This window comes from Burkholderia sp. LS-044 (genome assembly GCF_004803625.1).
GTDB classification, from domain to species: domain Bacteria; phylum Pseudomonadota; class Gammaproteobacteria; order Burkholderiales; family Burkholderiaceae; genus Burkholderia; species Burkholderia cepacia.
This window is the reverse complement of sequence record NZ_SSWO01000003.1, coordinates 1-21,581: the sequence shown is the minus strand read 5'-3', so window position 1 is coordinate 21,581 and position 21,581 is coordinate 1. Positions and strand designations below refer to the sequence as shown.

Annotated in this window: 24 protein-coding genes and 1 rRNA gene; 14 read left to right on the top strand and 11 right to left on the bottom strand. The window is 63.8% G+C overall.

Annotated features, from left to right (window positions below):
* Window positions 1-15: 15 nt before the first annotated feature.
* The 8 genes from E9536_RS08445 (at window position 16) to E9536_RS08410 (ending at window position 6,309) form a co-directional block, all read left to right on the top strand.
* Entirely contained in the window at window positions 16-633 is a 618-nt protein-coding gene (locus tag E9536_RS08445) for a TIGR00645 family protein (RefSeq protein ID WP_059688942.1), read from the top strand.
* Between the two features lie 34 nt (window positions 634-667).
* Entirely contained in the window at window positions 668-2,191 is a 1,524-nt protein-coding gene (locus tag E9536_RS08440) for a fumarate hydratase (RefSeq protein ID WP_006478316.1), read from the top strand.
* Between the two features lie 194 nt (window positions 2,192-2,385).
* Window positions 2,386-2,862 (top strand): bacterioferritin, encoded by a 477-nt coding sequence (gene bfr / locus E9536_RS08435; protein WP_059535536.1) that lies wholly within the window; start codon window positions 2,386-2,388, stop codon window positions 2,860-2,862.
* Between the two features lie 39 nt (window positions 2,863-2,901).
* Window positions 2,902-3,762 (top strand): glutamate racemase, encoded by an 861-nt coding sequence (murI, locus tag E9536_RS08430; RefSeq protein ID WP_124547162.1) that lies wholly within the window; start codon window positions 2,902-2,904, stop codon window positions 3,760-3,762.
* 151 nt (window positions 3,763-3,913) lie between these two features.
* Window positions 3,914-4,150, top strand: coding sequence for a (2Fe-2S)-binding protein (locus E9536_RS08425; RefSeq protein WP_011352654.1), 237 nt, complete (start codon window positions 3,914-3,916; stop codon window positions 4,148-4,150).
* A gap of 217 nt (window positions 4,151-4,367) precedes the next feature.
* On the top strand, window positions 4,368-5,099 hold the full coding sequence (locus E9536_RS08420; protein ID WP_027786896.1) for an energy transducer TonB: 732 nt from the start codon (window positions 4,368-4,370) through the stop codon (window positions 5,097-5,099).
* A gap of 36 nt (window positions 5,100-5,135) precedes the next feature.
* Complete coding sequence (locus E9536_RS08415) at window positions 5,136-5,867, top strand: MotA/TolQ/ExbB proton channel family protein (protein WP_027786895.1); 732 nt, start codon at window positions 5,136-5,138, stop codon at window positions 5,865-5,867.
* 13 nt (window positions 5,868-5,880) lie between these two features.
* Window positions 5,881-6,309, top strand: a complete 429-nt coding sequence (locus E9536_RS08410; protein ID WP_021163407.1) for a biopolymer transporter ExbD — start codon at window positions 5,881-5,883, stop codon at window positions 6,307-6,309.
* Between the two features lie 384 nt (window positions 6,310-6,693).
* Here the strand turns inward: E9536_RS08410 and E9536_RS08405 are convergent, their stop codons facing one another.
* On the bottom strand, window positions 6,694-7,668 hold the full coding sequence (locus E9536_RS08405; protein ID WP_021163408.1) for a LysR family transcriptional regulator: 975 nt from the start codon (window positions 7,666-7,668) through the stop codon (window positions 6,694-6,696).
* A 122-nt stretch (window positions 7,669-7,790) separates the two neighbouring features.
* Between E9536_RS08405 and E9536_RS08400 the strand changes: the two genes are divergently transcribed.
* The 3 genes from E9536_RS08400 (at window position 7,791) to E9536_RS08390 (ending at window position 9,629) form a co-directional block, all read left to right on the top strand.
* On the top strand, window positions 7,791-8,663 hold the full coding sequence (locus tag E9536_RS08400) for a pirin family protein (protein ID WP_119338364.1): 873 nt from the start codon (window positions 7,791-7,793) through the stop codon (window positions 8,661-8,663).
* Window positions 8,664-8,762: 99 nt separating this feature from the next.
* Complete coding sequence (locus E9536_RS08395) at window positions 8,763-9,245, top strand: SRPBCC family protein (RefSeq protein WP_027786893.1); 483 nt, start codon at window positions 8,763-8,765, stop codon at window positions 9,243-9,245.
* A 138-nt stretch (window positions 9,246-9,383) separates the two neighbouring features.
* Entirely contained in the window at window positions 9,384-9,629 is a 246-nt protein-coding gene (locus E9536_RS08390) for a hemin uptake protein HemP (protein ID WP_021163412.1), read from the top strand.
* Window positions 9,630-9,901: 272 nt separating this feature from the next.
* On the opposite strand, the gene E9536_RS08380 is transcribed toward E9536_RS08390, so the two are convergent.
* From E9536_RS08380 to uvrB, 5 genes are all read right to left on the bottom strand, one after another.
* On the bottom strand, window positions 9,902-11,299 hold the full coding sequence (locus tag E9536_RS08380) for a 4Fe-4S binding protein (protein WP_119338366.1): 1,398 nt from the start codon (window positions 11,297-11,299) through the stop codon (window positions 9,902-9,904).
* Window positions 11,296-12,138, bottom strand: coding sequence for an FTR1 family protein (locus E9536_RS08375; protein WP_021163415.1), 843 nt, complete (start codon window positions 12,136-12,138; stop codon window positions 11,296-11,298). Before E9536_RS08375 ends, E9536_RS08380 begins: the two co-directional genes overlap by 4 nt.
* Window positions 12,139-12,196: 58 nt before the next feature.
* Window positions 12,197-12,529: a cupredoxin domain-containing protein gene (locus E9536_RS08370; RefSeq protein ID WP_027786891.1), complete on the bottom strand. Its 333-nt coding sequence runs from the start codon at window positions 12,527-12,529 to the stop codon at window positions 12,197-12,199.
* A gap of 55 nt (window positions 12,530-12,584) precedes the next feature.
* On the bottom strand, window positions 12,585-13,136 hold the full coding sequence (locus tag E9536_RS08365; RefSeq protein ID WP_060306246.1) for an iron transporter: 552 nt from the start codon (window positions 13,134-13,136) through the stop codon (window positions 12,585-12,587).
* 220 nt (window positions 13,137-13,356) lie between these two features.
* Window positions 13,357-15,447, bottom strand: coding sequence for an excinuclease ABC subunit UvrB (uvrB, locus tag E9536_RS08360; RefSeq protein ID WP_048026655.1), 2,091 nt, complete (start codon window positions 15,445-15,447; stop codon window positions 13,357-13,359).
* Between the two features lie 263 nt (window positions 15,448-15,710).
* Between uvrB and E9536_RS08350 the strand changes: the two genes are divergently transcribed.
* A complete protein-coding gene (locus E9536_RS08350) occupies window positions 15,711-16,910 on the top strand; it encodes an amino acid aminotransferase (protein WP_027786889.1) in 1,200 nt (399 codons plus the stop codon).
* A 153-nt stretch (window positions 16,911-17,063) separates the two neighbouring features.
* Here the strand turns inward: E9536_RS08350 and E9536_RS08345 are convergent, their stop codons facing one another.
* Window positions 17,064-17,852, bottom strand: coding sequence for a 3-hydroxybutyrate dehydrogenase (locus E9536_RS08345; protein WP_048026652.1), 789 nt, complete (start codon window positions 17,850-17,852; stop codon window positions 17,064-17,066).
* A gap of 164 nt (window positions 17,853-18,016) precedes the next feature.
* Between E9536_RS08345 and E9536_RS08340 the strand changes: the two genes are divergently transcribed.
* Window positions 18,017-18,988, top strand: coding sequence for an aldo/keto reductase (locus E9536_RS08340; protein WP_027786887.1), 972 nt, complete (start codon window positions 18,017-18,019; stop codon window positions 18,986-18,988).
* A 112-nt stretch (window positions 18,989-19,100) separates the two neighbouring features.
* Complete coding sequence (rlmJ, locus tag E9536_RS08335; RefSeq protein ID WP_021164367.1) at window positions 19,101-19,946, top strand: 23S rRNA (adenine(2030)-N(6))-methyltransferase RlmJ; 846 nt, start codon at window positions 19,101-19,103, stop codon at window positions 19,944-19,946.
* A 15-nt stretch (window positions 19,947-19,961) separates the two neighbouring features.
* Here rlmJ and E9536_RS08330 read toward each other — a convergent pair whose 3' ends face one another.
* From E9536_RS08330 to rrf, 4 genes are all read right to left on the bottom strand, one after another.
* The gene (locus tag E9536_RS08330; RefSeq protein WP_185735816.1) at window positions 19,962-20,330 is read right to left on the bottom strand and encodes a hypothetical protein; all 369 of its coding nucleotides are present in this window, start codon (window positions 20,328-20,330) and stop codon (window positions 19,962-19,964) included.
* Between the two features lie 114 nt (window positions 20,331-20,444).
* Window positions 20,445-20,591: a DUF3563 family protein gene (locus tag E9536_RS08325; protein ID WP_006478295.1), complete on the bottom strand. Its 147-nt coding sequence runs from the start codon at window positions 20,589-20,591 to the stop codon at window positions 20,445-20,447.
* A 215-nt stretch (window positions 20,592-20,806) separates the two neighbouring features.
* Complete coding sequence (cueR, locus tag E9536_RS08320; protein WP_027786885.1) at window positions 20,807-21,211, bottom strand: Cu(I)-responsive transcriptional regulator; 405 nt, start codon at window positions 21,209-21,211, stop codon at window positions 20,807-20,809.
* A 254-nt stretch (window positions 21,212-21,465) separates the two neighbouring features.
* A 5S ribosomal RNA gene (gene rrf / locus E9536_RS08315) occupies window positions 21,466-21,578 on the bottom strand.
* Window positions 21,579-21,581: the final 3 nt, after the last annotated feature.

Here is a 21,581-nt window from a genome sequence, read left to right as displayed (position 1 = left end):
GCCCGACTCTCCACCATGTCCGCCCCGCATTCGCCCGGCCGTCCCGCCCGTCGCCCGCTTCGCCCGCTTCCCGCGCTGATTTTCATGAGCCGCTGGCTCCAGGTTCCGCTTTACCTCGGCCTGATCGTCGCGCAGGCCGTCTACGTGTTCCTGTTCCTGAAGGAAGTCTGGCACCTGCTGTCGCATGCGACCAGCCTCGACGAAATCAGCGTGATGCTCGCGGTGCTCGGCCTGATCGACGTGGTGATGATCTCGAACCTGCTGATCATGGTGATCGTCGGCGGTTACGAAACGTTCGTGTCGCGCCTCGGCATCGAGGGCCACCCCGACGAGCCCGAATGGCTCGACCACGTGAACGCCGGCGTGCTGAAGGTCAAGCTGTCGATGGCGCTGATCAGCATTTCGTCGATCCACCTGCTGAAGACGTTCATCAACCCCGACCAGCACACGATGCACGCGATCATGTGGCAGGTGATCATCCACGTGTCGTTCCTGGTGTCGGCGCTCGTGATGGCGTGGGTCGACCGCCTGACGACGCACACGCACCCGGCCCATTTCCACGAGACGCACGCGCCGCACGCGAGCGCCGTGCCCGCGTCCCGCAAGCCGGCCGAAACAGCCGCCAACGCATAAACGCATTCCCCACTGTCCCCACAGAGTCTCAGCCATGACCGTCATCAAACAGGAAGACCTGATCCAGAGCATCGCGGATTCGCTGCAGTACATCAGCTACTACCACCCGCTCGACTACATCCAGGCCCTCGGCCGCGCATACGAGCTGGAAGAAAGCCCGGCCGCGAAGGATGCGATCGCGCAGATCCTCACGAACAGCCGCATGTGCGCGGAAGGCAAGCGTCCGATCTGCCAGGACACCGGCATCGTCACGATCTTCGTGAAGGTCGGCATGGACGTGCGCTGGGACGGCGCGACGATGGGCCTCACCGACATGATCAACGAAGGCGTGCGCCGCGGTTACACGCACCCGGACAACGTGCTGCGCGCGTCGATCGTCAATCCGCCGGAAGGCGCCCGCAAGAACACGAAGGACAACACGCCGGCCGTGATCCACTACGAGATCGTGCCGGGCGACAAGGTCGACGTGCAGGTCGCGGCGAAGGGCGGCGGCTCGGAGAACAAGTCGAAGTTCGTGATGCTGAACCCGTCCGACTCGATCGTCGACTGGGTGCTGAAGACGGTCCCGACGATGGGCGCGGGCTGGTGCCCGCCGGGCATGCTCGGGATCGGCATCGGCGGCACCGCCGAGAAGGCGATGCTGATGGCGAAGGAATCGCTGATGGAGCCGATCGACATCCAGGAAATCATCGCGCGCGGCCCGAAGGACTGGGTCGAGGAACTGCGTGTCGAACTGCACGAGAAGGTCAACGCTCTCGGCATCGGCGCCCAGGGCCTCGGCGGCCTCGCAACGGTGCTCGACGTGAAGATCATGGCGGCACCGACGCACGCAGCATCGAAGCCGGTCGCGCTGATCCCGAACTGCGCGGCCACGCGCCACGCGCACTTCGTGCTCGACGGCTCGGGCCCGGCCAAGCTTGAAGCACCGTCGCTCGACGCATGGCCGAAGGTCCAGTGGGAACCCAACACGGAAACCAGCAAGCGCGTCGACCTGAACACGCTGACGCCGGAAGAAGTCGCCAGCTGGACGCCGGGCCAGACGCTGCTGCTGTCGGGCAAGATGCTCACCGGCCGCGACGCTGCGCACAAGCGCATCGCCGACATGCTCGCGAAGGGCGAGAAGCTGCCGGTCGACTTCACCAACCGCGTGATCTACTACGTCGGCCCGGTCGATCCGGTGCGCGACGAAGTGGTCGGCCCGGCAGGCCCGACGACGGCCACGCGCATGGACAAGTTCACCGAGACGATGCTCGCGCAGACCGGCCTGATCTCGATGGTCGGCAAGGCCGAGCGCGGCCCGGTCGCGATCGACGCGATCAAGAAGCACAAGGCGGCCTACCTGATGGCCGTCGGCGGCGCCGCGTACCTCGTGTCGAAGGCGATCCGCGGCGCGAAGGTGCTCGCATTCGAGGACCTCGGCATGGAAGCGATCTACGAGTTCGACGTGCAGGACATGCCGGTGACGGTCGCCGTCGATTCGTCGGGCACGTCGGTGCACCAGACCGGCCCGAAGGAGTGGCAGGCGAAGATCGGCAAGATCCCGGTCGCAACCGCTTGAGCGCGATCGAATGCAAGGCCGGACGCAAGTCCGGCCTTTTTGCTTCTCGTTCTCATTCCTGCATGCGGCCGATTATTCGAGGCTGATTCTCATTACATGCAAAAGGCAGGCCCGGCAAGGCTTCGAGGCTTGGCTTTTCTCGTACGAGCGATTATCTTTCGGTTTCTGAAGCCCCACTGAACAAGGAACAAGCCATGCAAGGCGACAAGAAAGTCATCGAATATCTGAACGCCCAGTTGAAGAATGAACTCACGGCGATCAACCAGTACTTCCTGCATGCGCGCATGTACAAGCACTGGGGCCTCGAGAAACTCGGCAAGCACGAGTACGACGAGTCGATCGGCGAAATGAAGCACGCCGACTGGCTGATCGAGCGCGTCTTCATGCTCGACGGCCTGCCGAACCTGCAGGATCTGCACAAGCTGCTCATCGGCGAAGAAACCGAAGAGATCCTGAAGTGCGACCTGAAGCTCGAGCAGATCTCGCAGTCCACCTGCAAGGAAGCGATCGCCTATTGCGAATCGGTTCGTGACTACGTGTCGCGCGAGATCTTCGAAAAGATTCTCGACGACACCGAAGAGCACATCGACTGGCTGGAAACGCAGATCGACCTGATCGGCAAGGTCGGCCTGCAGAACTACCAGCAAACGATGATGGGTTCGCCGGAGTAAGCGCGCTCCGCCCTTCCCGCCATCGCCACCCGTCCTTTCATGTCGACACCTTCCGTTATCGCCGCGACGTCCACGACCGCTGCCCCCATCGGCATCTTCGATTCAGGGCTGGGTGGCCTGTCGGTACTGCGCGCCGCGCGCGCGCAGCTGCCCGACGAATCGTTCATCTACGTCGCCGATTCGCACCACGCACCTTATGGTCCGCGCGATGAGGCGTTCATTACGGAACGTACGCTGGCAATCGGCGAGTGGCTGGCCCGCGAAGGGGCGAAGGCGCTCGTCATCGCCTGCAACACCGCAACCGCACGCGCGATCGCCGCGATCCGCGAACACCTGCCGATGCCGCTCGTCGGCGTCGAGCCGGGCATCAAGCCGGCCGCCGCCGTGTCCGCGAGCGGCGTCGCGGGCGTCCTCGCCACGCAGTCGACGCTGAACAGCCCGCGCTTCCAGGCGCTGCTCGACCGCTACGGCGCCGGCCGCCGCTTCATCTGCCAGCCCGGCCACGGGCTCGTCGAGGCCATCGAGCGCGGCGACACGAATTCGCCCGCATTGCGCGCGTTGCTCGACAGCTACCTGCAGCCGATGCTCGACGACGGTGCCGATACGCTGGTACTCGGCTGCACGCATTACCCGTTCTTCACGGAAACGATTCGTGACCTTGTGGGCGACCGCCTGACGATCGTCGACACGAGCGACGCAATCGCGCGCCAGCTCGCCCGGATTCTCGACGAGCGCAGCCTGCGTGCGCCGGCCGGCACGCGCGCGGCGCCGCCCCGCTTCTGCTCGACCAGCGACGGCCGCCAGTTGCAGGTACTCGCATCGACACTGCTCGGCCTCGCCGCACCGGTCGAATCCGTCACCATTTCCTCGCCGAACGCGCGCGCCTGCGCGACCGCCTGACACGAGCCGGCACGCCCGCTGCCGCGTGCCGCTCCACCGCCCCCATCGTTTCAAGGGTCCGATGACCTTAAAAAAAGCCCGACCCGCGCTTGTCAACGTCCGCAAAATTAATGATAATAATTCGCATTAACGTTAGCTATCGCAACTCACCATGATCGTCTGCGTGTGCAAGTCTGTTTCCGATCGCAAGATTCGCGCGTCCCTCGCAGAGGGCGTGAACTCTTTCGATGAACTCCAGTTCGAGCTCGGCGTGGCCACGTGCTGCGGCAAGTGCGAGGAGTCCGTACGCGACCTCATGGCCGAACAAGGCGTCTGCGCGAGCCAGTGCGGTGTCGAGCACCACGCTCATCCGATCCCGGTCACGTTCTACGAACGCAAGGCTGCCTGACCGGCGCCGGGTGTGTACATGCGGCCCAGGCCGCATTTTTGTTTTGACCGTCAGCAAGCCACCGTATGCGCGAGCCAGCGGCTTACCTGCCAAGGAGCCTGTCATGGAATTGCTGATCGGATTTGTGACCACCGTTTGCATCTCGCTGCTGATCTTCCGCAAGTGATGCCGATTCACCCGCCGCGCCCCGGGTGCGACATCGTTCTTTCAAGCTAACATGCAGGCTTCGCATTCCACTCCCGCCAGCATCTTGCCGGCTGCACCACGTATGAATCCCCGAGTGATCGTCGCCGCGGTCGGTGTGCTTGCCGCACATGCGATCATGCTGACGGCCGCCTGGCTCCATCGCAACGCGCCGCCGCCGGCGAAGGAGATCGAGGTTCAGTCGATCACCGCACAGCTCATTCCGCCCGCGCCCCCTGCCCAGCCGGTCGCGGTCCAGTCGGCCGCGCAGCAGCCCACGCCCCCCAAGCCCACGCCGCGCGTGAAGCCGAAGGTCGAGCCGAAGCCGGTACAGAAAGCCGTCCCGACGCCTCAGCCGGTCGCGCAGGCACCGTCGCCGACGCCCGCGCCGGCAGTGGTCGATCCGACGCCGGCTCCCGCCGCGCCGGCGCCTGCCGCACCGGCTGCAGCACCCGGCCCGGCGCGCGAGACGATGCAGGTCAGCGCACCGAAGAACGTCACGGCGCTCAGCTGCAATTTCGTGAAGCCCGCCTATCCGACGATGTCGAAGCGTCGCGGCGAAACGGGCACGGCTTATGTTCACTTCATCATCGGCGTGACGGGCAAGATCGAAAGCGTCCAGCTGCAGAAGAGCAGCGGCTACCCGCGTCTCGACGAAGCCGCGCTCGAGGCGACGCGCGCCAGCACCTGTCCGCCGTATATCGAGAACGGCCAGGCGATCCGCGCCGCCCATACGCTGCCCTTCAACTTCACGCTCGACGACTAACCCGTCATATTCGGTAGATTCAAAGGAAACAAGAAAATGCAAAGCTACGGTATCGCGCACGTCTGGGCGCAAGGTGATTTCGTCACGCGCGCCATCGCGATCACGCTGCTCGTGATGTCGGTCCTGTCGTGGATTGTGATCGTCATCAAGGGCTGGAACGTGATCCGCCTGAACCGCCTGACGAAGAACGCCGAGCAGGCGTTCTGGCATTCGGACAACTTCGACGACGGCATCAAGAAGCTCGGGCTCGCCGCCTCGACGCCGAACGACAACCCGTTCCTCGCGCTCGCGCTGTCGGGCAAGGAAGCCGCCGATCACCACCACCAGACGCAACCGCACCTGCACGACCGCATGGACGTGTCGGACTGGGTCACGCGCTGCCTGAAGGACACGATGGACGAAGGCATCTCGCGCATGCAAAGCGGCCTCGCGATCCTCGCGTCGGTCGGCAGCACGGCGCCGTTCGTCGGCCTGTTCGGTACGGTCTGGGGGATCTACCACGCACTGCTCGCGATCGGCGCGTCCGGCCAGACGTCGATCGACCAGGTCGCGGGCCCGGTCGGCGAATCGCTGATCATGACCGCATTCGGCCTGTTCGTCGCGATCCCGGCCGTGCTCGGCTACAACGCACTCACCCGTGCGAACAAGGGCGTCGTCAGCAAGCTGCGCCGCTTCGCGCACGGCCTGCACGCGTATTTCGTGACGGGCGCGAGCCTCGCATCGTCGTCGACGCGCGACGGCCTGCGTCTCGCGACGCGCGCCAGCTGAGACGGGGTGAACCATGGCAATGAACACCGGTTTCAGCGACGATGACGACGATGCAGTGATGAGCGAGATCAACATGACGCCGCTCGTCGACGTCATGCTCGTACTCCTGATCATTTTCCTCGTGACGATCCCGGCGATGCAGCACGCGGTGAAGATCGACCTGCCGCATGCCAGCAGCCAGCCTGTCGACGAGAAACCGCAGACGGTCGACGTCGCGATCCAGGGCGACGGCACGATCCTGTGGGACGACCATACGGTCACGCGCGAACAATTGCAGGAACGCATCGCAGAAGCGGCAAAACGCACGCCTCAGCCGGAGTTGCACCTGCGTGCGGACCGCAAGGTTGCCTACGAACACGTCGCCGAAGTGATGTCGGATGCGCAGGCCGGCGGTTTGACGAAGCTCGGCTTCGTGACCGAGCCGACCGCAAAAGCGAAGTAACGCACGCGCAATCGGGCGCTCGCCGGCTGCACCTGGCCGGCCGCACCTCGCCGGCCGCACACAAAGTAAAAGGCCTTCATCGCCAGATGAAGGCCTTTTTTCATGCGCACGCGGGCGCCTTCGGGCGGCGGGCTCTTTGGCGGTATCGGTTACGCCTCGAGCAACGCAAATGCGACTCTGCCGTGGTCTGCACGGACTGCGCGTTCTGCCCTATCTGGCTCACAATATATGCGGCCACCTGATTTCGCTCAGAACTTCCTTCACGAAATGGGATTTCAATATAGGCTCGCACGCACGCGCATTCAAGGTTCCGGCGATTGAAACTTGCGATTGCAGGCGACGCTTCAATGACAAAACAAATTTGCCTCGCCGTGCACGTCGTGTTCAGGTCGCCGAAACATCGGCCGCCGCTTCCTTCTTCGCTCGCTCCGGACACCCCGGTTCCTTGTAGGCGCCGTGATCGAGCTTCTCGACCAGATAGTCGACAAACGCACGCACCGCAGGCGGCATCCCCTGCCGCGACACGAACACCGCGTACAGCTGCGGCACGGGCAGCGTCCAGCCTGGCATCACCGGCGACAGTTGCCCCGCGCGCAGCGCGTTGCCGTACATCATCTCGGGCAGCGCCGCGATGCCGAGGCCATCGAGCACGGCTTCGCGAATCGTCATCAGGTCGGCCGTCACCAGCCGCGGGTCGTGTTCGTGCACGTGACGCGTACCGTCCGGCGCGATCAGGTTGAACACGTGCCGCCCGTCGACGCTCGGCGTATCGAGTGTTTCGAATCCGCTCAGGTCGTCCGGTACCAGCGGCGGCGCATTCTGGCTCAGCAGGCTCGGCGCACCGACCAGCATCTGCTCGGTGCGCCATAGCGGCCGCACGACGATATTCGCGTTCTGCGGCGGCTCCGAGCGCACACGCAGCGCGACGTCGATCGAATCCTCGAACAGGTCGATCACGCGATTCGTCACGCGGACGTGCACCTTCACCTCGGGATAGCGGCGCAGGAATTCGGGCAGGATGCGCGACAGCATCGTCTGCGACAGCGTCACGGGCACACTGACACGCACCGAGCCGCGCGGCGATGCGCGCAACTGCTGGACCGCGTTCATTGCAGCCTGCGCTTCGGCCAGCATCGCCTGGCAGTGCTGGTAGAACAGCTCCCCCGCCTCGGTCAGCGCGAGCTTGCGTGTGGAGCGCTGCAGCAGGCGCACGCCGAGCGCCGCCTCGAGTTCGGTCAGGCGCCGCGACAGGCGCGATTTCGAGATGCCCAGCACGCGCTCCGCGGCCGAGAAACCGCCATGTTCGACGACCTGCGAAAAGTACATGAGGTCGTTCAGGTTGTGTGCATCGATATTCATCTCATCGTTCCAATTTCAGAACAATCCATTGCGAACCGTCGCGAATCGCGCGGTAAAACGCCCAATATAATAGCGCTATGTTTCAAAAATAACGCTATTCCAATGATTTCGAGGGTATCCGCATGACGACCGCTCGCTCGCTTGACCGCACGTACCCCGCACTTCGCACGACCGAAGGCGGCGGCTTCGTGGTTCACCGCCCGTTCCCGACCCGGCTGCTGATGGATTTCGATCCGTTCCTGCTGCTCGACGAAATGGGCCCCGTCGACTACGCGCCCGGCGAAGCCAAGGGCGCCCCCGACCATCCGCATCGCGGCTTCGAGACCGTGACCTATGCCCTCGACGGGCGCTTCCGTCATCGCGACTCGTCCGGCCATGCCGGCACGCTCGGCCCGGGCGACGTGCAATGGATGACGGCGGGCGCCGGGGTCGTGCACAGCGAGATGCCGGATCCTGAATTCGCGAGGGCAGGCGGCCGCTCCCACGGCTTCCAGCTGTGGGTCAACCTGCCGCGGCGCGACAAGCTGATCGCGCCGCGCTACCAGGAAATCCCGGCCGATCGCATCCCGAGCGCCACGTCGCCGGACGGTCTCGCGCGCGTGCGCGTCATCGCCGGCGAAGCGTTCGGCGTCCGGGCGGCGATCGAGACGCGTACGCCGATCCTCTACCAGCATTTCACGCTGCAACCCGGTGCAACGGTCACGCAGCCCGTCCCGGCAGGCTATCGTGTATTCGCCTATCCGATCGACGGAACGGGCCTCTACGGGCCCGACAGGCAGACAGTCGACGCACGGCACATGGTCGTGTATGGCGACGACGGCGACACGGTCACGTTCGCTGCCGGCGACACGCCGCTCGACCTGCTGCTGATCGGCGGCGTACCGCTCAACGAGCCGATCGTCCGCTACGGCCCGTTCGTGATGAATACCGAAGAAGAGATCCGGCAGGCGGTCGTCGACTACCAGACGGGGCGCATGGGCCGTATCGAGGCATGAGGCATGGACGCCCGGGCAGGTGCCGCGAAACCGCCCGTTTTGCGTCACAATGACTTCTTGAGCCATGTGGCCGCCCGCCACCAGAAGGAACCCGTCCCCTTGAACTTCGAACATCTGATCCAGATCAACTCCGACGATCCGGCCGTGCCCACCCTCACCCGCGACCAGCTCTGGGAGGGTCTCGTGCTGCGCGCCGAACAGCCGCAACTGTTCGTGCTCGGTCTCGACAGCTGCGTCGTCCACGAACGGACGGAGACGACGCTCGAACGCGAACTGCACTACGGTCACGCGACCGTGCGCGATCACGTCACGTTCACGCCGAATCAGCAGGTCCGCTACGACATCCGCGCCGCCGACGGCGAGATCGGCGGCTCGCTGACGATGACGATCGAGGAACGTGACGACCACGAGCTGTTCCTGCGTTTCGAATACCGCACGACGCTGGTCGTCACCGACGACAGCGAAGACGCGCGCCAGACGCACGGGATCGTCAAGGAGGCGTACCGCACGTCGGATATCGACACGGTTCGCCTGATCCGCGAGTACGCGCAGGGCCGCAAGGATCCCGATCCGCTGCACTGAAACCGGCGGCGGCCTACGGGCCGCCCCTTTGATTCAAGCTATCAGATTCACCATTCCGATCGATAAAGAGTTTTTGTAAATGGGAATAGTTATCATTTAGAATTCATTCCATCGTATCGACAGTCACCGATCAACCGAATGACCGACACCATGCGCCCGACCACGCTGACCTTGCGCCGCCCGACCGGCACCGCAGGCAGCAGCCGCCAGAAGACGGCAGCGGTCACCACGCCGGCGAAGCCCGCCGGCAACCGCGATGCAGGCACGCGGGTCGTCAGCAGCGATGCGCTGCTGCAAGGCCAAAGCCACGTCAGCATCGCGCATAACGGAGAGACCTATCAGTTGCGCGCCACACGGCTCGGCAAACTGATCCTGACGAAGTAACGACAGAGTATTGTGGGGACCACCTCCCTGAGAGGTGTTGGGCATTAGCCAGCGTAACGGCTTGCACGCGAGATCTAGACCCCTTCGTGCAAACACACTCAAGCAGCCGTTGCAGCAAGCCAAGCCACTTTTTTGGTTCTCGCACAAGGAAGAAAAAAGCGACACGTCCTTCGACGTGTCGCTTTTTTATTTGGGCGGCCAATGCGCGAAGCAGGTCCCCGAGATTCGTTACCGCGTAAGTGCATGACCGCCGAAGCGGCGCGCGAGCCGCTTCAGAAACCCCAGAACATCAGCCACCATGCGCTGTCGATGACGGCAAGCGCGACAGCAAACCACGCGAAGGCCGCAAGCCGGCGCGGTAAGGCCGCATAACGCCCCGTCACTTTCCACGCGAGCCACGCACTCCATGCGTTGGCGCCGACCAGGATCGCGATGCGTACATCGGTTGCCCAACCGAGCGGCACATGCTCGGCACGAAGCAGCGACAGCGTCGTGGCCGACAGGCCAAGAAACACGCCCGCACCCGCGATCGGGATCAAAGCCTGCGCGAGATGATGCAGCCGCACGCGCTCGAAGCGGCCGAGCATCAGCGTGGCGCCGGCCAACAGCACCAGCAGCGCCGTGCCGTACACGAGCCCCGTGCCGACGATGTAGCTGACGACCAACCCGCCGTCGAGCCAGGAGAAGACGTCGTTGCGATCCGGATAATGCGTGAGCAGGAACCACGGTGCATTGGTTTCGAGCGGCCACGTGATGTCATGGTCGATCAGCCAGCCCGCGAGCCATTGCTTGATCTGCACGAACCATGGGCTGACGGTCCAGTGGAACGCACCGATCGCGACGCCGAGCAGGCCGTACAGGATCAGCGCGGTGTCCCACGGGTTCGCCTTTTGCGCGCCGAGGTTCACGACTTCGTCGGACGGCGAGCGCGACGACAACGAGATTGCATCCCGGTGCCCGCTGCAGCGGCCGCACATATGGCAGTCCGCCGCGCCCTGCATGTTGCGCAACGGCACGAGCGGTGCGCAGTTGATCGGAATCACGCGATGGCCATGCTCGCCGTTCTTGTACGAACGACGCCATGCCTCCTCGTCGACCTTGTAGCGCATCGGCGCAAGCCGCGCGAGCAGCCCGAACACGCCGTTGACCGGGCACAGGTACTTGCACCACACGCGCTTCTCGCGGCCGTACAGCACGCCGATCACGATCGCGCCGACGGTCGAGCCGCCGAGCACGAACAGCACCGCGAGCGGGTACTGGTACACGCTCACCATCTGCCCGTAGATTGTCGTGAGTCCGAACGCGACGAACGGCCAGCCACCCCACCGTATCCAGCGCGGAATCGGGCCGCCCCGGCCGAACTTGCTCGCGAATTCGGTGAGCGCGCCCTCCGGACACAGCACGCCGCACCAGACACGGCCGAGCATCACCATCGACAGCAGCACGAACGGCCACCAGATGCCCCAGAAGGTGAATTGCGCGATCAGCGTGAGGTTGCTCCACAGGTGCGCGGAGTCGTCCGGCAGCGGCAACACCGCCGGCACGATAATCAGGAACGCATAGATGGCGACGACGGCCCACTGGATGCCGCGGATCAGCGCGCCGTGGCGCTGCATCCACTGGCCCGCCTGCGCGAGCCAGCCCGGCTTGGCTGCGGCGGCAACGCTCATGCCGCGCGACCCGCAGCGACGGCCGGGCGACGGCTCGCACGCTTCATCAGCAACCAGACCACCGCCCAGTACACCGCGTACGCAACCAGGTTGGTCAGTGCCGGGTGCGCGCGATAACCGGTCAGCGTCGCGACGAGCGAGCCGAACGTGCCCGAATCATCGAGGATCGCGGACGTGTCCCACACCTGCGAAATGCCGAGCGGCAGGATTTCCTTGTCGATCAGCTTGTCGACGCCGGTCTGGAACAGGCCTGCGCCGAGGAACAGCAGCATCACTTCGGTGACGCGGAAGAAATGCCGCCACGAGAAGTACTTGCCGCCGAGCTGCAGCAGATAGAACGTGAAGAACGCAAGGCCGAGGCCGATCACGACCGCGAGCATCTGGCTGCCGTCGACGTGGCCCGACTGGCCGAAACCGAGACCGTACAGGAAGATCACCGTCTCGCTGCCCTCGCGCGCGATCGCGAGCGCGACCAGCACCGCGACGCCCCACCAGTTCGAATCGCGCGTGCTCTGCTGAAGCGATTGCTCCATGTCGCGCTTCAGCGTGCGGCCGTGCCGGCGCATCCACAGCACCATCTGCACGATCAGCACGCATGCGATCAGCACCATCGCAGTCTGGAAGTAGTCCTGCGCGTCACCGGACAGCACTTCGGTGAAACCGACCAGCGCGGCGCCGAGGCCCACGGCCATCAGCAAGCCGACACCGACGCCGGCCCACAGGAAAGGCAGGCCGCGGCGCGCGTCGTCGTCGCCGTTTTTCAGCCATGCATAGAGAATGCCGACGACGAGCAGCGCTTCGACGCTCTCCCGCCAGACGATGAACAAGATCTGACCCATCGATACCTCCTGACGCGCAGAACACCGGGCTGGTGAGCCTGCGCGCAGATAAAACGTGTTACTTCGCGACGATCACGCCCTGCGCCTGCTGGTGGAAATCGTCGAAAAACTTGTATTCGCCCGGCGACAGCGGCGCGACGACCACGAACGAATCGGCACCCGGCGCAAGCACCTTCTCCTTGCGCAGCTGGACGCTCTCGAATTCGGCTGCGCCTTTGCCGGTGTTCTTGATCTCGATCTTGAAACGCTGGCCGGCCGGCACTTCGATGCGGGCGGGATTCAGCTTGCCGTCCGTCATTTCGAGCTTGAACGTCGGCAGGTCGGCAGCGTACGCTGCGCCGGCAAGCCACAACGCAGCGGCTGCGGCAACGATTTTCTGGGGAATTTTCATTCTGGGTTCTCTACGCCGACGGCGCGCCGAAGCGCGCCGTCCGTGATGCCACCAATCAGTAACCGCCCTTCTTGCCAATACCGGCGAACGGGAAGTCGTACTCGAGGGTAATGGGCTTGAACCATGCACCCACGCCCGTTTCCTTGTCGATGTGACGACCGAACGCCATGTGGCCCGTCTGCATCGGCGGCTTGACGATCATCGTCAGGTGATACTTGCCCGGGCCGTTCAGCTTCACGTTGTCGCCGTAGTGCGGACCATCGCTCGCGACCATGCCCATCAGGTCGCCTTCGGCCTTCCACTTCGTGTCACCCTGCTTCGTCAGCTTGTACGTGACCTGCAGGTACGGCATCCAGTCGCCTTCCGCGAAACCCGTCGGGTTGTTCTTGACCGCATGAATGTCGGCCTCGAGGTGGATGTCGGAATCCGACGCCTTGCGCATCATCCCTTCCGGGTCCATCGTGATCGGCTGCAGGTACACCGCGCCGATTTCCATGCCGCCCTGGATCTGCTGCTTGCCGATCGGATATTCGGCAGCCGAGGCCGACATCGCGGCAAGCGCCGCCGCTACCGCAACCGTCGTGCGGATGAACGAAGAACCCAACATGGACACTCCTTGTTATTTGATCTGGAACCATGCGAACCGACCGTCAGGCCTGCCCGCCGAAAACACTAACGCGACGAATAACGTTAATGCGAACAATTCTCAATAATTGCGAAGTTTAGCACCGAACCTGTTCCGGAACAAACGACGAGCCATGTAAACCCCTGATCCGACAAGGCTTACAGGCTCGTTACCGCAAGGTTTCTGTGACGCTTGGAAAGATTTACCGGCCGCCGTTGACGTGATCGCCGACGTTCGCGCCGAACACGCGCTCACGCAGCAGCGCAAGCTGGTCGCGGGTCGCGGCAGCCTTCTCGAACTCGAGGTTCTTCGCGTAGTCGGCCATCTGCTTCTCGAGGCGCTTGATTTCCTTGGCGAGCTGCTTTTCCGACATGTCCTCGAATTTCGCACGCTGCTGGGCTTCCTTCAGCTCGGCGCGTGCCTCGTCCGCGTTGTAGACGCCGTCGATGATGTCCTTGATGCGCTTCACGACACCGCGCGGCGTGATGCCCATCTGCTCGTTGTAGGCAATCTGCTTCGCGCGGCGCCGCTCGGTCTCGCCGATCGCGCGCTTCATCGACTCGGTCATGTTGTCCGCGTAGAGGATCGCCTTGCCGTTCACGTTCCGCGCGGCCCGGCCGATCGTCTGGATCAGCGAGCGTTCCGCGCGCAGGAAGCCTTCCTTGTCCGCGTCGAGGATCGCGACCAGCGACACCTCGGGAATGTCGAGCCCTTCGCGCAGCAGGTTGATCCCGACCAGCACGTCGAACGTGCCGAGCCGCAGGTCACGGATGATTTCGACACGCTCGACCGTGTCGATATCGCTGTGCAGGTAACGCACCTTGACCCCGTGGTCGGCCAGGAACTCGGTGAGCTGTTCGGCCATGCGCTTCGTCAGCACGGTGATCAGCACGCGCTCCTCGGCTTTCACGCGCGCGTTGATCTCGGCGAGCACGTCGTCGACCTGCGAGCTCGCCGGCCGCACTTCGATTTCCGGATCGACGAGCCCCGTCGGCCGCACGACCTGTTCGGCGATCTGCCCGGTCACGCGCTTCTCGTAGTCGGCCGGCGTGGCCGACACGAACACGACCTGGCGCATCTTGCGCTCGAACTCGGGGAACTTGAGCGGCCGGTTGTCCAGCGCCGACGGCAGCCGGAACCCATAGTTGACGAGGTTTTCCTTGCGCGCGCGGTCGCCGTTGTACATGCCGTTCAGCTGGCCGATCAGCACGTGCGATTCGTCGAGCAGCATCAGCGCGTCGGGGGGCAGGTAGTCGACGAGCGTCGGCGGGGGATCGCCGGGCTCCGCCCCCGAGAAATGCCGCGAGTAGTTCTCGATGCCCTTGCAGAAGCCGAGCTCCTGCAACATCTCGAGATCGAAACGCGTGCGCTGTTCGAGGCGCTGCGCCTCGACGAGCTTGCCGTCGCTGTGAAAGAACTCGAGCCGCTCGCGCAGTTCGTCCTTGATCGTCTCGACCGCGCGCATCACGGTATCGCGCGGCGTCACGTAGTGCGACGACGGATACACGGTGAAGCGCGGAATCTTCTGCCGCACACGGCCGGTCAGCGGGTCGAACAGCTGCAGCGTCTCGACCTCGTCGTCGAACAGCTCGACGCGCACGGCCAGCTCGGCGTGCTCGGCCGGGAAGATGTCGATCGTGTCGCCGCGCACGCGGAACGTGCCGCGCTGGAAATCCTGCTCGTTGCGCGTGTACTGCATCGCGATCAGCCGCGCGATCACGTCGCGCTGGCCGAGCTTGTCGCCGGCGCGCAGCGTCAGGATCATCTGGTGGTATTCGGACGGATTGCCGATACCGTAGATCGCCGACACCGTCGCGACGATCACGACGTCGCGGCGCTCCATCAGGCTCTTCGTCGCCGACAGCCGCATCTGCTCGATGTGCTCGTTGATCGACGAGTCCTTCTCGATGAACAGGTCGCGCTGCGGCACGTAGGCTTCAGGCTGGTAATAGTCGTAGTAAGAGACGAAATACTCGACCGCGTTGCGCGGGAAGAACTCCCGGAATTCCGAGTAGAGTTGCGCGGCAAGCGTCTTGTTCGGCGCGAACACGATCGCCGGGCGGCCGAGCCGCGCGATCGTGTTCGCCATCGTGAAGGTCTTGCCCGAGCCCGTCACGCCGAGCAGCGTCTGGAACGACAGGCCGTCCTCGACCCCTTCGACGAGCGTGTCGATCGCGGTCGGCTGGTCGCCTGCGGGCGGATACGGTTGGTACAGCTGGAACGGCGACCCTTCGAAGGTCACGAATTTCGATTCGTCGAGCGCGTCGCCGGTTTCGGCATGATGTTCGGACATGGAATGCGGCCGGAGCGAGGGCAAAAGAGTCATTCTAGCGCTTCGCGGCCGGGCGAACTGCTGTCGGCTCCTGACGCGCGACGGCCGTCGGAAATCGCGGTTCCCGGCCGAATTTCGCCGCCGAAACGCCGCCCCCGCCAGCGCGAATTCGCTACAATGTCAGGCTGCTGCGCTTTCCGGCGTCGTGCCTGCCTGCGCGCGGTCCCCCGCGCCCGCCCCGCCCGTTGAAAGCCTGACCCTCTTTTCACTACTGCCGAATCATCATGTCGCTCTTCTCCGCTGTCCAGCTTGCTCCCCGCGACCCGATCCTGGGCCTGAACGAAGCCTTCAACGCCGATGCGCGTCCGACCAAGGTCAACCTCGGCGTCGGTGTGTACACGAACGAAGAAGGCAAGATCCCGCTGCTGCGCGCGGTTCGCGAAGCAGAGAAGGTGCGCGTTGAAGCGGGCCTGCCGCGCGGCTACCTGCCGATCGACGGCATCGCCGCCTACGATGCGGCCGTGCAGAAGCTGCTGCTCGGCAACGATTCGCCGCTGATCGCAGCGGGCCGCGTGGTCACGGCCCAGGCACTGGGCGGCACGGGCGCGCTGAAGATCGGCGCCGATTTCCTGCGCACCGTGAACCCGAACGTGAAGGTCGCGATCAGCGATCCGAGCTGGGAAAACCACCGCGCGCTGTTCGAAGCGGCCGGCTTCGAAGTCGTTGCGTACCCGTATTACGACGCGGCCACCAACGGCGTGAACTTCGAAGGCATGCTGTCGGCGCTGAACGGCTACGAAGCCGGCACGGTCGTCGTGCTGCACGCGTGCTGCCACAACCCGACCGGCGTGGACCTGACCGAAGCGCAATGGCAACAGGTCGTCGACGTCGTGAAGGCACGCAACCTCGTGCCGTTCCTCGACATGGCCTATCAGGGCTTCGGCGAAAACATCGAGGCCGACGCTGCCGCCGTGCGCCTGTTTGCCGCGGCCGACCTGAACGCATTCGTGTCGTCGTCGTTCTCGAAGTCGTTCTCGCTGTACGGCGAACGCGTCGGCGCCCTGTCGATCATCACGTCGAGCAAGGAAGAAGCGACGCGCGTGCTGTCGCAACTGAAGCGCGTGATCCGCACGAACTACTCGAACCCGCCGACCCATGGCGGCGCCGTGGTCGCAGCGGTGCTCGCATCGCCAGAACTGTACGCTTCGTGGGTGCAGGAACTCGGTGAAATGCGCGACCGCATCCGCGCGATGCGCAACGGTCTCGTCGAGCGCCTGAAGGCAAGCGGCGTCGATCGCGACTTCAGCTTCATCAACGCGCAGCGCGGGATGTTCTCGTATTCGGGCCTGACCTCGGCGCAAGTCGATCGCCTGCGCGACGAGTTCGGCATCTACGCGGTCGGCACGGGCCGGATCTGCGTCGCCGCGCTGAACACGCGCAACCTCGACGCGGTTGCCAATGCCGTTGCAGCTGTCCTGAAGTAAGTCGGCGCCAACGGACGGCAGCCATCACCGGCCCCGTCCTGCTGAAACAAAAAACGCGCTCCTCGGAGCGCGTTTTTTTTGTGCGATTCTCCGGACTTGCCGGGGAATCGTCGCCCGGGCAGCACGTGTCGCGACCGCCCGTGCCGGAAGCCTTTACTGCATGAACCAGCCGTGGCTGACGACGACCGACTGGCCCGTGAGCGCGGCGCTCGGGAACGCCGACAGGAACAGCACCGTCTGCGCGACGTCCTGCACCGTCGTGAACACGCCGTCGACCGTATTGCCGAGCATCACCTTCTTCACCACTTCCTCTTCGCTGATCCCGAGCTCCTTCGCCTGCTCCGGAATCTGCTTGTCGACCAGCGGCGTGCGCACGAAGCCCGGACACACGACGTGCGAGCGCACGTTGTGCTTCGCGCCTTCCTTCGCCAGCACGCGGGCCAGGCCGAGCAGACCGTGCTTGGCCGTCACGTACGCCGACTTCAGCGGCGACGCTTCGTGCGAGTGCACCGAACCCATGTAGATCACGACACCGCCGCGATCGTCCTTGTACATGTGCTTGAGCGCGGCCTTGGTCGTCAGGAATGCCCCGTCGACGTGGATCGCCTGCATCTTCTTCCAGTCGGAGAACGAGTAGTTCTCGATCGGGTTGACGATCTGGATGCCCGCGTTCGACACGAGGATGTCGACCGAGCCGAACGTTTCGGCCACCTTGTCGATACCGCTGTTCACGGCTTCCTCGTTCGTCACGTCCATCGCGACGCCGATCGCCTTGCCGCCCGCCTTGACGATCTCGTCGGCAACGGCGTTCGCGCCGTCCTGGTTCAGGTCGGCGATCGCGACGGCCGCGCCCGCTTTCGCGAGCTCGAGTGCGATTTCCTTGCCGATGCCGCTCGCGGCGCCCGTGACGACTGCGGTCTTGCCATTCAGATCTGCTGCCATGTCCGTCTCCTCCCGTTGTCGGATCGAAAAAGTACGTGCCCGTCACCTCGGCGTTCATCGCATGATCGACGCGACGGGCCAGCCGCCATTGTGCACGATCGGCCCCGCCGTTCGCGCGCAAAACGTCTAAGCTTAAGGTCGGTTCTGTCACGCAGGAGATTCGCATGCACTATCGACGGCTAGGCCGCTCCGGCCTGCAGATCAGCGAGCTTTCGCTCGGCTCGTGGGTGACGTACGGCAACCAGGTCGACCAGCGAGTTGCGCGCGAATGCCTCGCCGCGGCACGCGACGCGGGCGTCAATTTCTTCGACAACGCCGAGGTGTACGCCGGCGGCAAATCCGAGGAAATCATGGGTCATGCGCTCAAGTCCCTCGATTGGCCGCGTGTCAGCTATATCGTGTCCACCAAGTTCTTCTGGGGACTCGCCGAAGCGCCGAACCAGTATCACACGCTGAACCGGAAATACCTGCTGAACGCCATCGACGGCTCACTGCGCCGGCTTCAGCTCGACTACGTCGATCTCGTCTATTGCCATCGCCCCGATCCGAACACGCCGATCGAGGAAACCGTCTGGGCAATGAGCGACATGATCGTGCGCGGCAAGGCGCTGTACTGGGGCACGTCGGAATGGAGCGCCGACGAGATCCGTGCTGCCTGCGAGATCGCCGAACGGCACCACCTGCACAAGCCGGTTGTCGAGCAGCCGCAGTACAACCTGTTCCATCGCACGCGGGTCGAAAAGGAATATGCACGGCTCTACGACGACTACGGTCTCGGCCTCACGACCTGGAGCCCGCTGGCATCGGGCCTGCTCACCGGCAAGTACCGTAACGGCGTACCGCCCGGCAGCCGCGCGCAGTTACAGGGGTACGACTGGATGCGCGACCGCCTGACCGACCAGGCCGCCAACGACATCGTCGAACGGCTCGGCGAAATTGCGACGGAGCTCGGCTGCAGCACCGGCCAGCTCGCGATCGCGTGGGTGCTCGCGAATCCTCACGTGAGCTCGGTCATCACGGGCGCGTCGCGGATCGAGCAGATCGGCGACAACATGCGCGCGCTCGACGTTGCCTCGAAGCTGACACCGGATGTGAAACAACGCATCGAAGAGGTGGTCGGCGATGCGTACGAATGAGGCGATGCACGGCCACTCGCGTACAATACGCGGCCCGTATCAGCGCCCGGCCTGACGGCCACGCACGATCGACCGCTTTCATCGATTCACCTTTCGTTTCAGGCAGCCCGCCATGCTCAGTTATCGTCACGGTTTTCACGCAGGCAACCACGCGGACGTGCTCAAGCACGCCGTCGTCGTCCAGCTGCTGCGCTACCTGAACAAGAAAGACAAGTCGTACTGGTACATCGACACACATGCAGGTGCCGGCGTGTACTCGCTGCGCGACGGTTACGCGGCAAAGACGTCGGAATTCGACACCGGCATCGGCCGGCTGTGGAACGAAAAGAACCTGCCGGAAGCGCTGGGCGACTATGTGGATGAAGTCCGCGCGCTGAACGACGACGGTGAACTGCGCTTCTACCCGGGGTCCCCGTACATCGCATGGCGATCGATGCGCGAGCAGGACCGGATGCGGCTGTTCGAAATGCACACGACGGAAATCGACGTGCTGCGCCACAATTTCCGCGATGCGGGGCGACGCGCGATGATCTTTGCCGGAGACGGCTTCGAAGGCATCAAGGCGCTGCTGCCGCCGCCGCCGCGACGCGCTCTCGTGCTGATCGACCCGTCCTACGAGGACAAGAAGGATTACGCGCGCACGGTGACTTGCGTGACGGAGTGTCTGAAGCGTTTCGCGACGGGCTGCTATGCCGTCTGGTACCCGCAGGTGACGCGAACGGAATCGCAGCGCTTTCCCGAGCAGTTGAAGCGCCTGCAACCGAACAACTGGCTGCACCTGACACTGACGGTGTCGAATCCGCCCACTGACGGGCTCGGTCTCTACGGCAGCGGGATGTTCATCCTGAATCCGCCGTATACCCTCGCCCAGAGCATGAACGAGGCACTGCCCTATCTGGTCGAGATGCTGGGACAGGATAGCGGCGCCCGCTGCCAGATCGAGCACCGCGGAAACTGATCGCGCGACTGCGCGTTACGGCTGCGGTCTGGGTGCAAGCCTTGGCTGGTTGGCCGGCTGCCCACCCCACGCGGGTACATTGATATACGGCGCGACGAACAGCGGAACCGACGTGTTCGGCGCCTGCCCGGCCGGAACTCGCATGCCTGCCGGCTCGACGATCGGCTCAGGAGACAACGGCGCCGTCTGCAGCACCAACCCGCCCTTGCCGTCCTGGATGCCGCGTTGCGTATCGAGAATCAGCGGTTTGGACGATGTCGCGGCAGCGGCCGCGAGTCCATGGACAAGCGCCACCGCGCCGAGAACGAGACGCGCGCGGGTACTGCGACGCACATCGAGACGCAAACGCATGATCGTGTCCTTCGGGATGAAAAGCAGGCCCATACCATAGCGCTGCACTGATGATTGCGCCAGATCCGGCGCACAAAAAAACAAAGCCCCGTCAATACGGGGCTTGCTTATCGTTCGGTGCCACGTGGCACCTGACGGTGACTCCGATTACAGCGAGTAGCCGTTGGTTTCGAGCGAGCGGATACGGCTTTCGAGCTGGACGATGTCCGACGACGTGGCGAGGTAAGCCTCACGGCGTTCACGTTCTGCGGATTCGAACCAGTTGCTCAGCTTTTCAACGATGTAGGCGATCATGACGTTCTCCAAGGAAGGGGGACCCCTGGTGAATCGAGATTCAGGGATTTCCCGTATAGGGTTATCCCGAATTATAGCGATGCCGCACCAAGATGCTAGTGAAATACTTGCATGGAAGCCATTCCCATTTGGAATGGCCGAACGTCAATTTCACGTAACATATTGATTTTTATGGAAATCGATTCGAGGCCCGTCTTGAGCCTCGAGTACGTGCACTAATTTGGTTCACTGACGGGGTCGGATAGACGCGCCAAAATCGGGCATTCTGGACGCCCATCACCATGACAGTGCGCAGCAAGATCGGCCAGCGTGTCGCGCATGTCGCTCAGTTCCGCGATGCGCTTGTCGAGTTCGGCCACGTGCTCGAGCGCGATCGACTTCACTTCTGAGCTCGCGCGGGAACGATCTTGCCAGAGCGTTAGCAGCTTGCGGATGTCCTCGACGAGAAAGCCTAGGCGTCGCGCCTGACGGATGAAGCGCAGGATATGAATTTCGTCCGCGCCGTAGATCCGGTAGCCGGCGTCGGTACGTTTGCTCGGCGCAAGCAGGCCAACCTGTTCGTAGTACCGGATCATTTTTGCGCTGACTCCGGATTCGCGCGACGCGTCGCCGATATTCATTCCCGCCCTCTCCATCAAGCCCTGGTTTCGAACATGAACGTCGACGAGTGCAATCGCCGGCGCCGCTTCGATCGTATCAAATCGCGTGGTTTCGTTTCGGGGCAGGGTTTGACTGCAGGATTGCAGCTGAGTGATCGGGCCGGCGCGCCAGGTAGAGGGGATGAATAACGTGCCCTTTCTCCAAACGCAGATATATTTTCGTCGCCGAAATGCAAAAACCCCCGCCTTTCGGGCGGGGGTTTCTGGCTTAGGGAGCCTGACGATTACCTACTTTCACACGGGAATCCGCACTATCATCGGCGTAGAGTCGTTTCACGGTCCTGTTCGGGATGGGAAGGGGTGGGACCGACTCGCTATGGTCATCAGGCAA

Coding starts and splice junctions, on each gene's coding strand:
- E9536_RS08445 (WP_059688942.1), top strand. CDS start 16: ATGTCCGCCCCGCATTCGCCCGGCCGTCCCGCCCGTCGCCCGCTTCGC.
- E9536_RS08440 (WP_006478316.1), top strand. CDS start 668: ATGACCGTCATCAAACAGGAAGACCTGATCCAGAGCATCGCGGATTCG.
- bfr (WP_059535536.1), top strand. CDS start 2,386: ATGCAAGGCGACAAGAAAGTCATCGAATATCTGAACGCCCAGTTGAAG.
- murI (WP_124547162.1), top strand. CDS start 2,902: ATGTCGACACCTTCCGTTATCGCCGCGACGTCCACGACCGCTGCCCCC.
- E9536_RS08425 (WP_011352654.1), top strand. CDS start 3,914: ATGATCGTCTGCGTGTGCAAGTCTGTTTCCGATCGCAAGATTCGCGCG.
- E9536_RS08420 (WP_027786896.1), top strand. CDS start 4,368: ATGCAGGCTTCGCATTCCACTCCCGCCAGCATCTTGCCGGCTGCACCA.
- E9536_RS08415 (WP_027786895.1), top strand. CDS start 5,136: ATGCAAAGCTACGGTATCGCGCACGTCTGGGCGCAAGGTGATTTCGTC.
- E9536_RS08410 (WP_021163407.1), top strand. CDS start 5,881: ATGGCAATGAACACCGGTTTCAGCGACGATGACGACGATGCAGTGATG.
- E9536_RS08405 (WP_021163408.1), bottom strand. CDS start 7,668: ATGAATATCGATGCACACAACCTGAACGACCTCATGTACTTTTCGCAG.
- E9536_RS08400 (WP_119338364.1), top strand. CDS start 7,791: ATGACGACCGCTCGCTCGCTTGACCGCACGTACCCCGCACTTCGCACG.
- E9536_RS08390 (WP_021163412.1), top strand. CDS start 9,384: ATGACCGACACCATGCGCCCGACCACGCTGACCTTGCGCCGCCCGACC.
- E9536_RS08380 (WP_119338366.1), bottom strand. CDS start 11,299: ATGAGCGTTGCCGCCGCAGCCAAGCCGGGCTGGCTCGCGCAGGCGGGC.
- E9536_RS08375 (WP_021163415.1), bottom strand. CDS start 12,138: ATGGGTCAGATCTTGTTCATCGTCTGGCGGGAGAGCGTCGAAGCGCTG.
- E9536_RS08370 (WP_027786891.1), bottom strand. CDS start 12,529: ATGAAAATTCCCCAGAAAATCGTTGCCGCAGCCGCTGCGTTGTGGCTT.
- E9536_RS08365 (WP_060306246.1), bottom strand. CDS start 13,136: ATGTTGGGTTCTTCGTTCATCCGCACGACGGTTGCGGTAGCGGCGGCG.
- uvrB (WP_048026655.1), bottom strand. CDS start 15,447: ATGTCCGAACATCATGCCGAAACCGGCGACGCGCTCGACGAATCGAAA.
- E9536_RS08350 (WP_027786889.1), top strand. CDS start 15,711: ATGTCGCTCTTCTCCGCTGTCCAGCTTGCTCCCCGCGACCCGATCCTG.
- E9536_RS08345 (WP_048026652.1), bottom strand. CDS start 17,852: ATGGCAGCAGATCTGAATGGCAAGACCGCAGTCGTCACGGGCGCCGCG.
- E9536_RS08340 (WP_027786887.1), top strand. CDS start 18,017: ATGCACTATCGACGGCTAGGCCGCTCCGGCCTGCAGATCAGCGAGCTT.
- rlmJ (WP_021164367.1), top strand. CDS start 19,101: ATGCTCAGTTATCGTCACGGTTTTCACGCAGGCAACCACGCGGACGTG.
- E9536_RS08330 (WP_185735816.1), bottom strand. CDS start 20,330: ATGGGCCTGCTTTTCATCCCGAAGGACACGATCATGCGTTTGCGTCTC.
- E9536_RS08325 (WP_006478295.1), bottom strand. CDS start 20,591: ATGATCGCCTACATCGTTGAAAAGCTGAGCAACTGGTTCGAATCCGCA.
- cueR (WP_027786885.1), bottom strand. CDS start 21,211: ATGAATATCGGCGACGCGTCGCGCGAATCCGGAGTCAGCGCAAAAATG.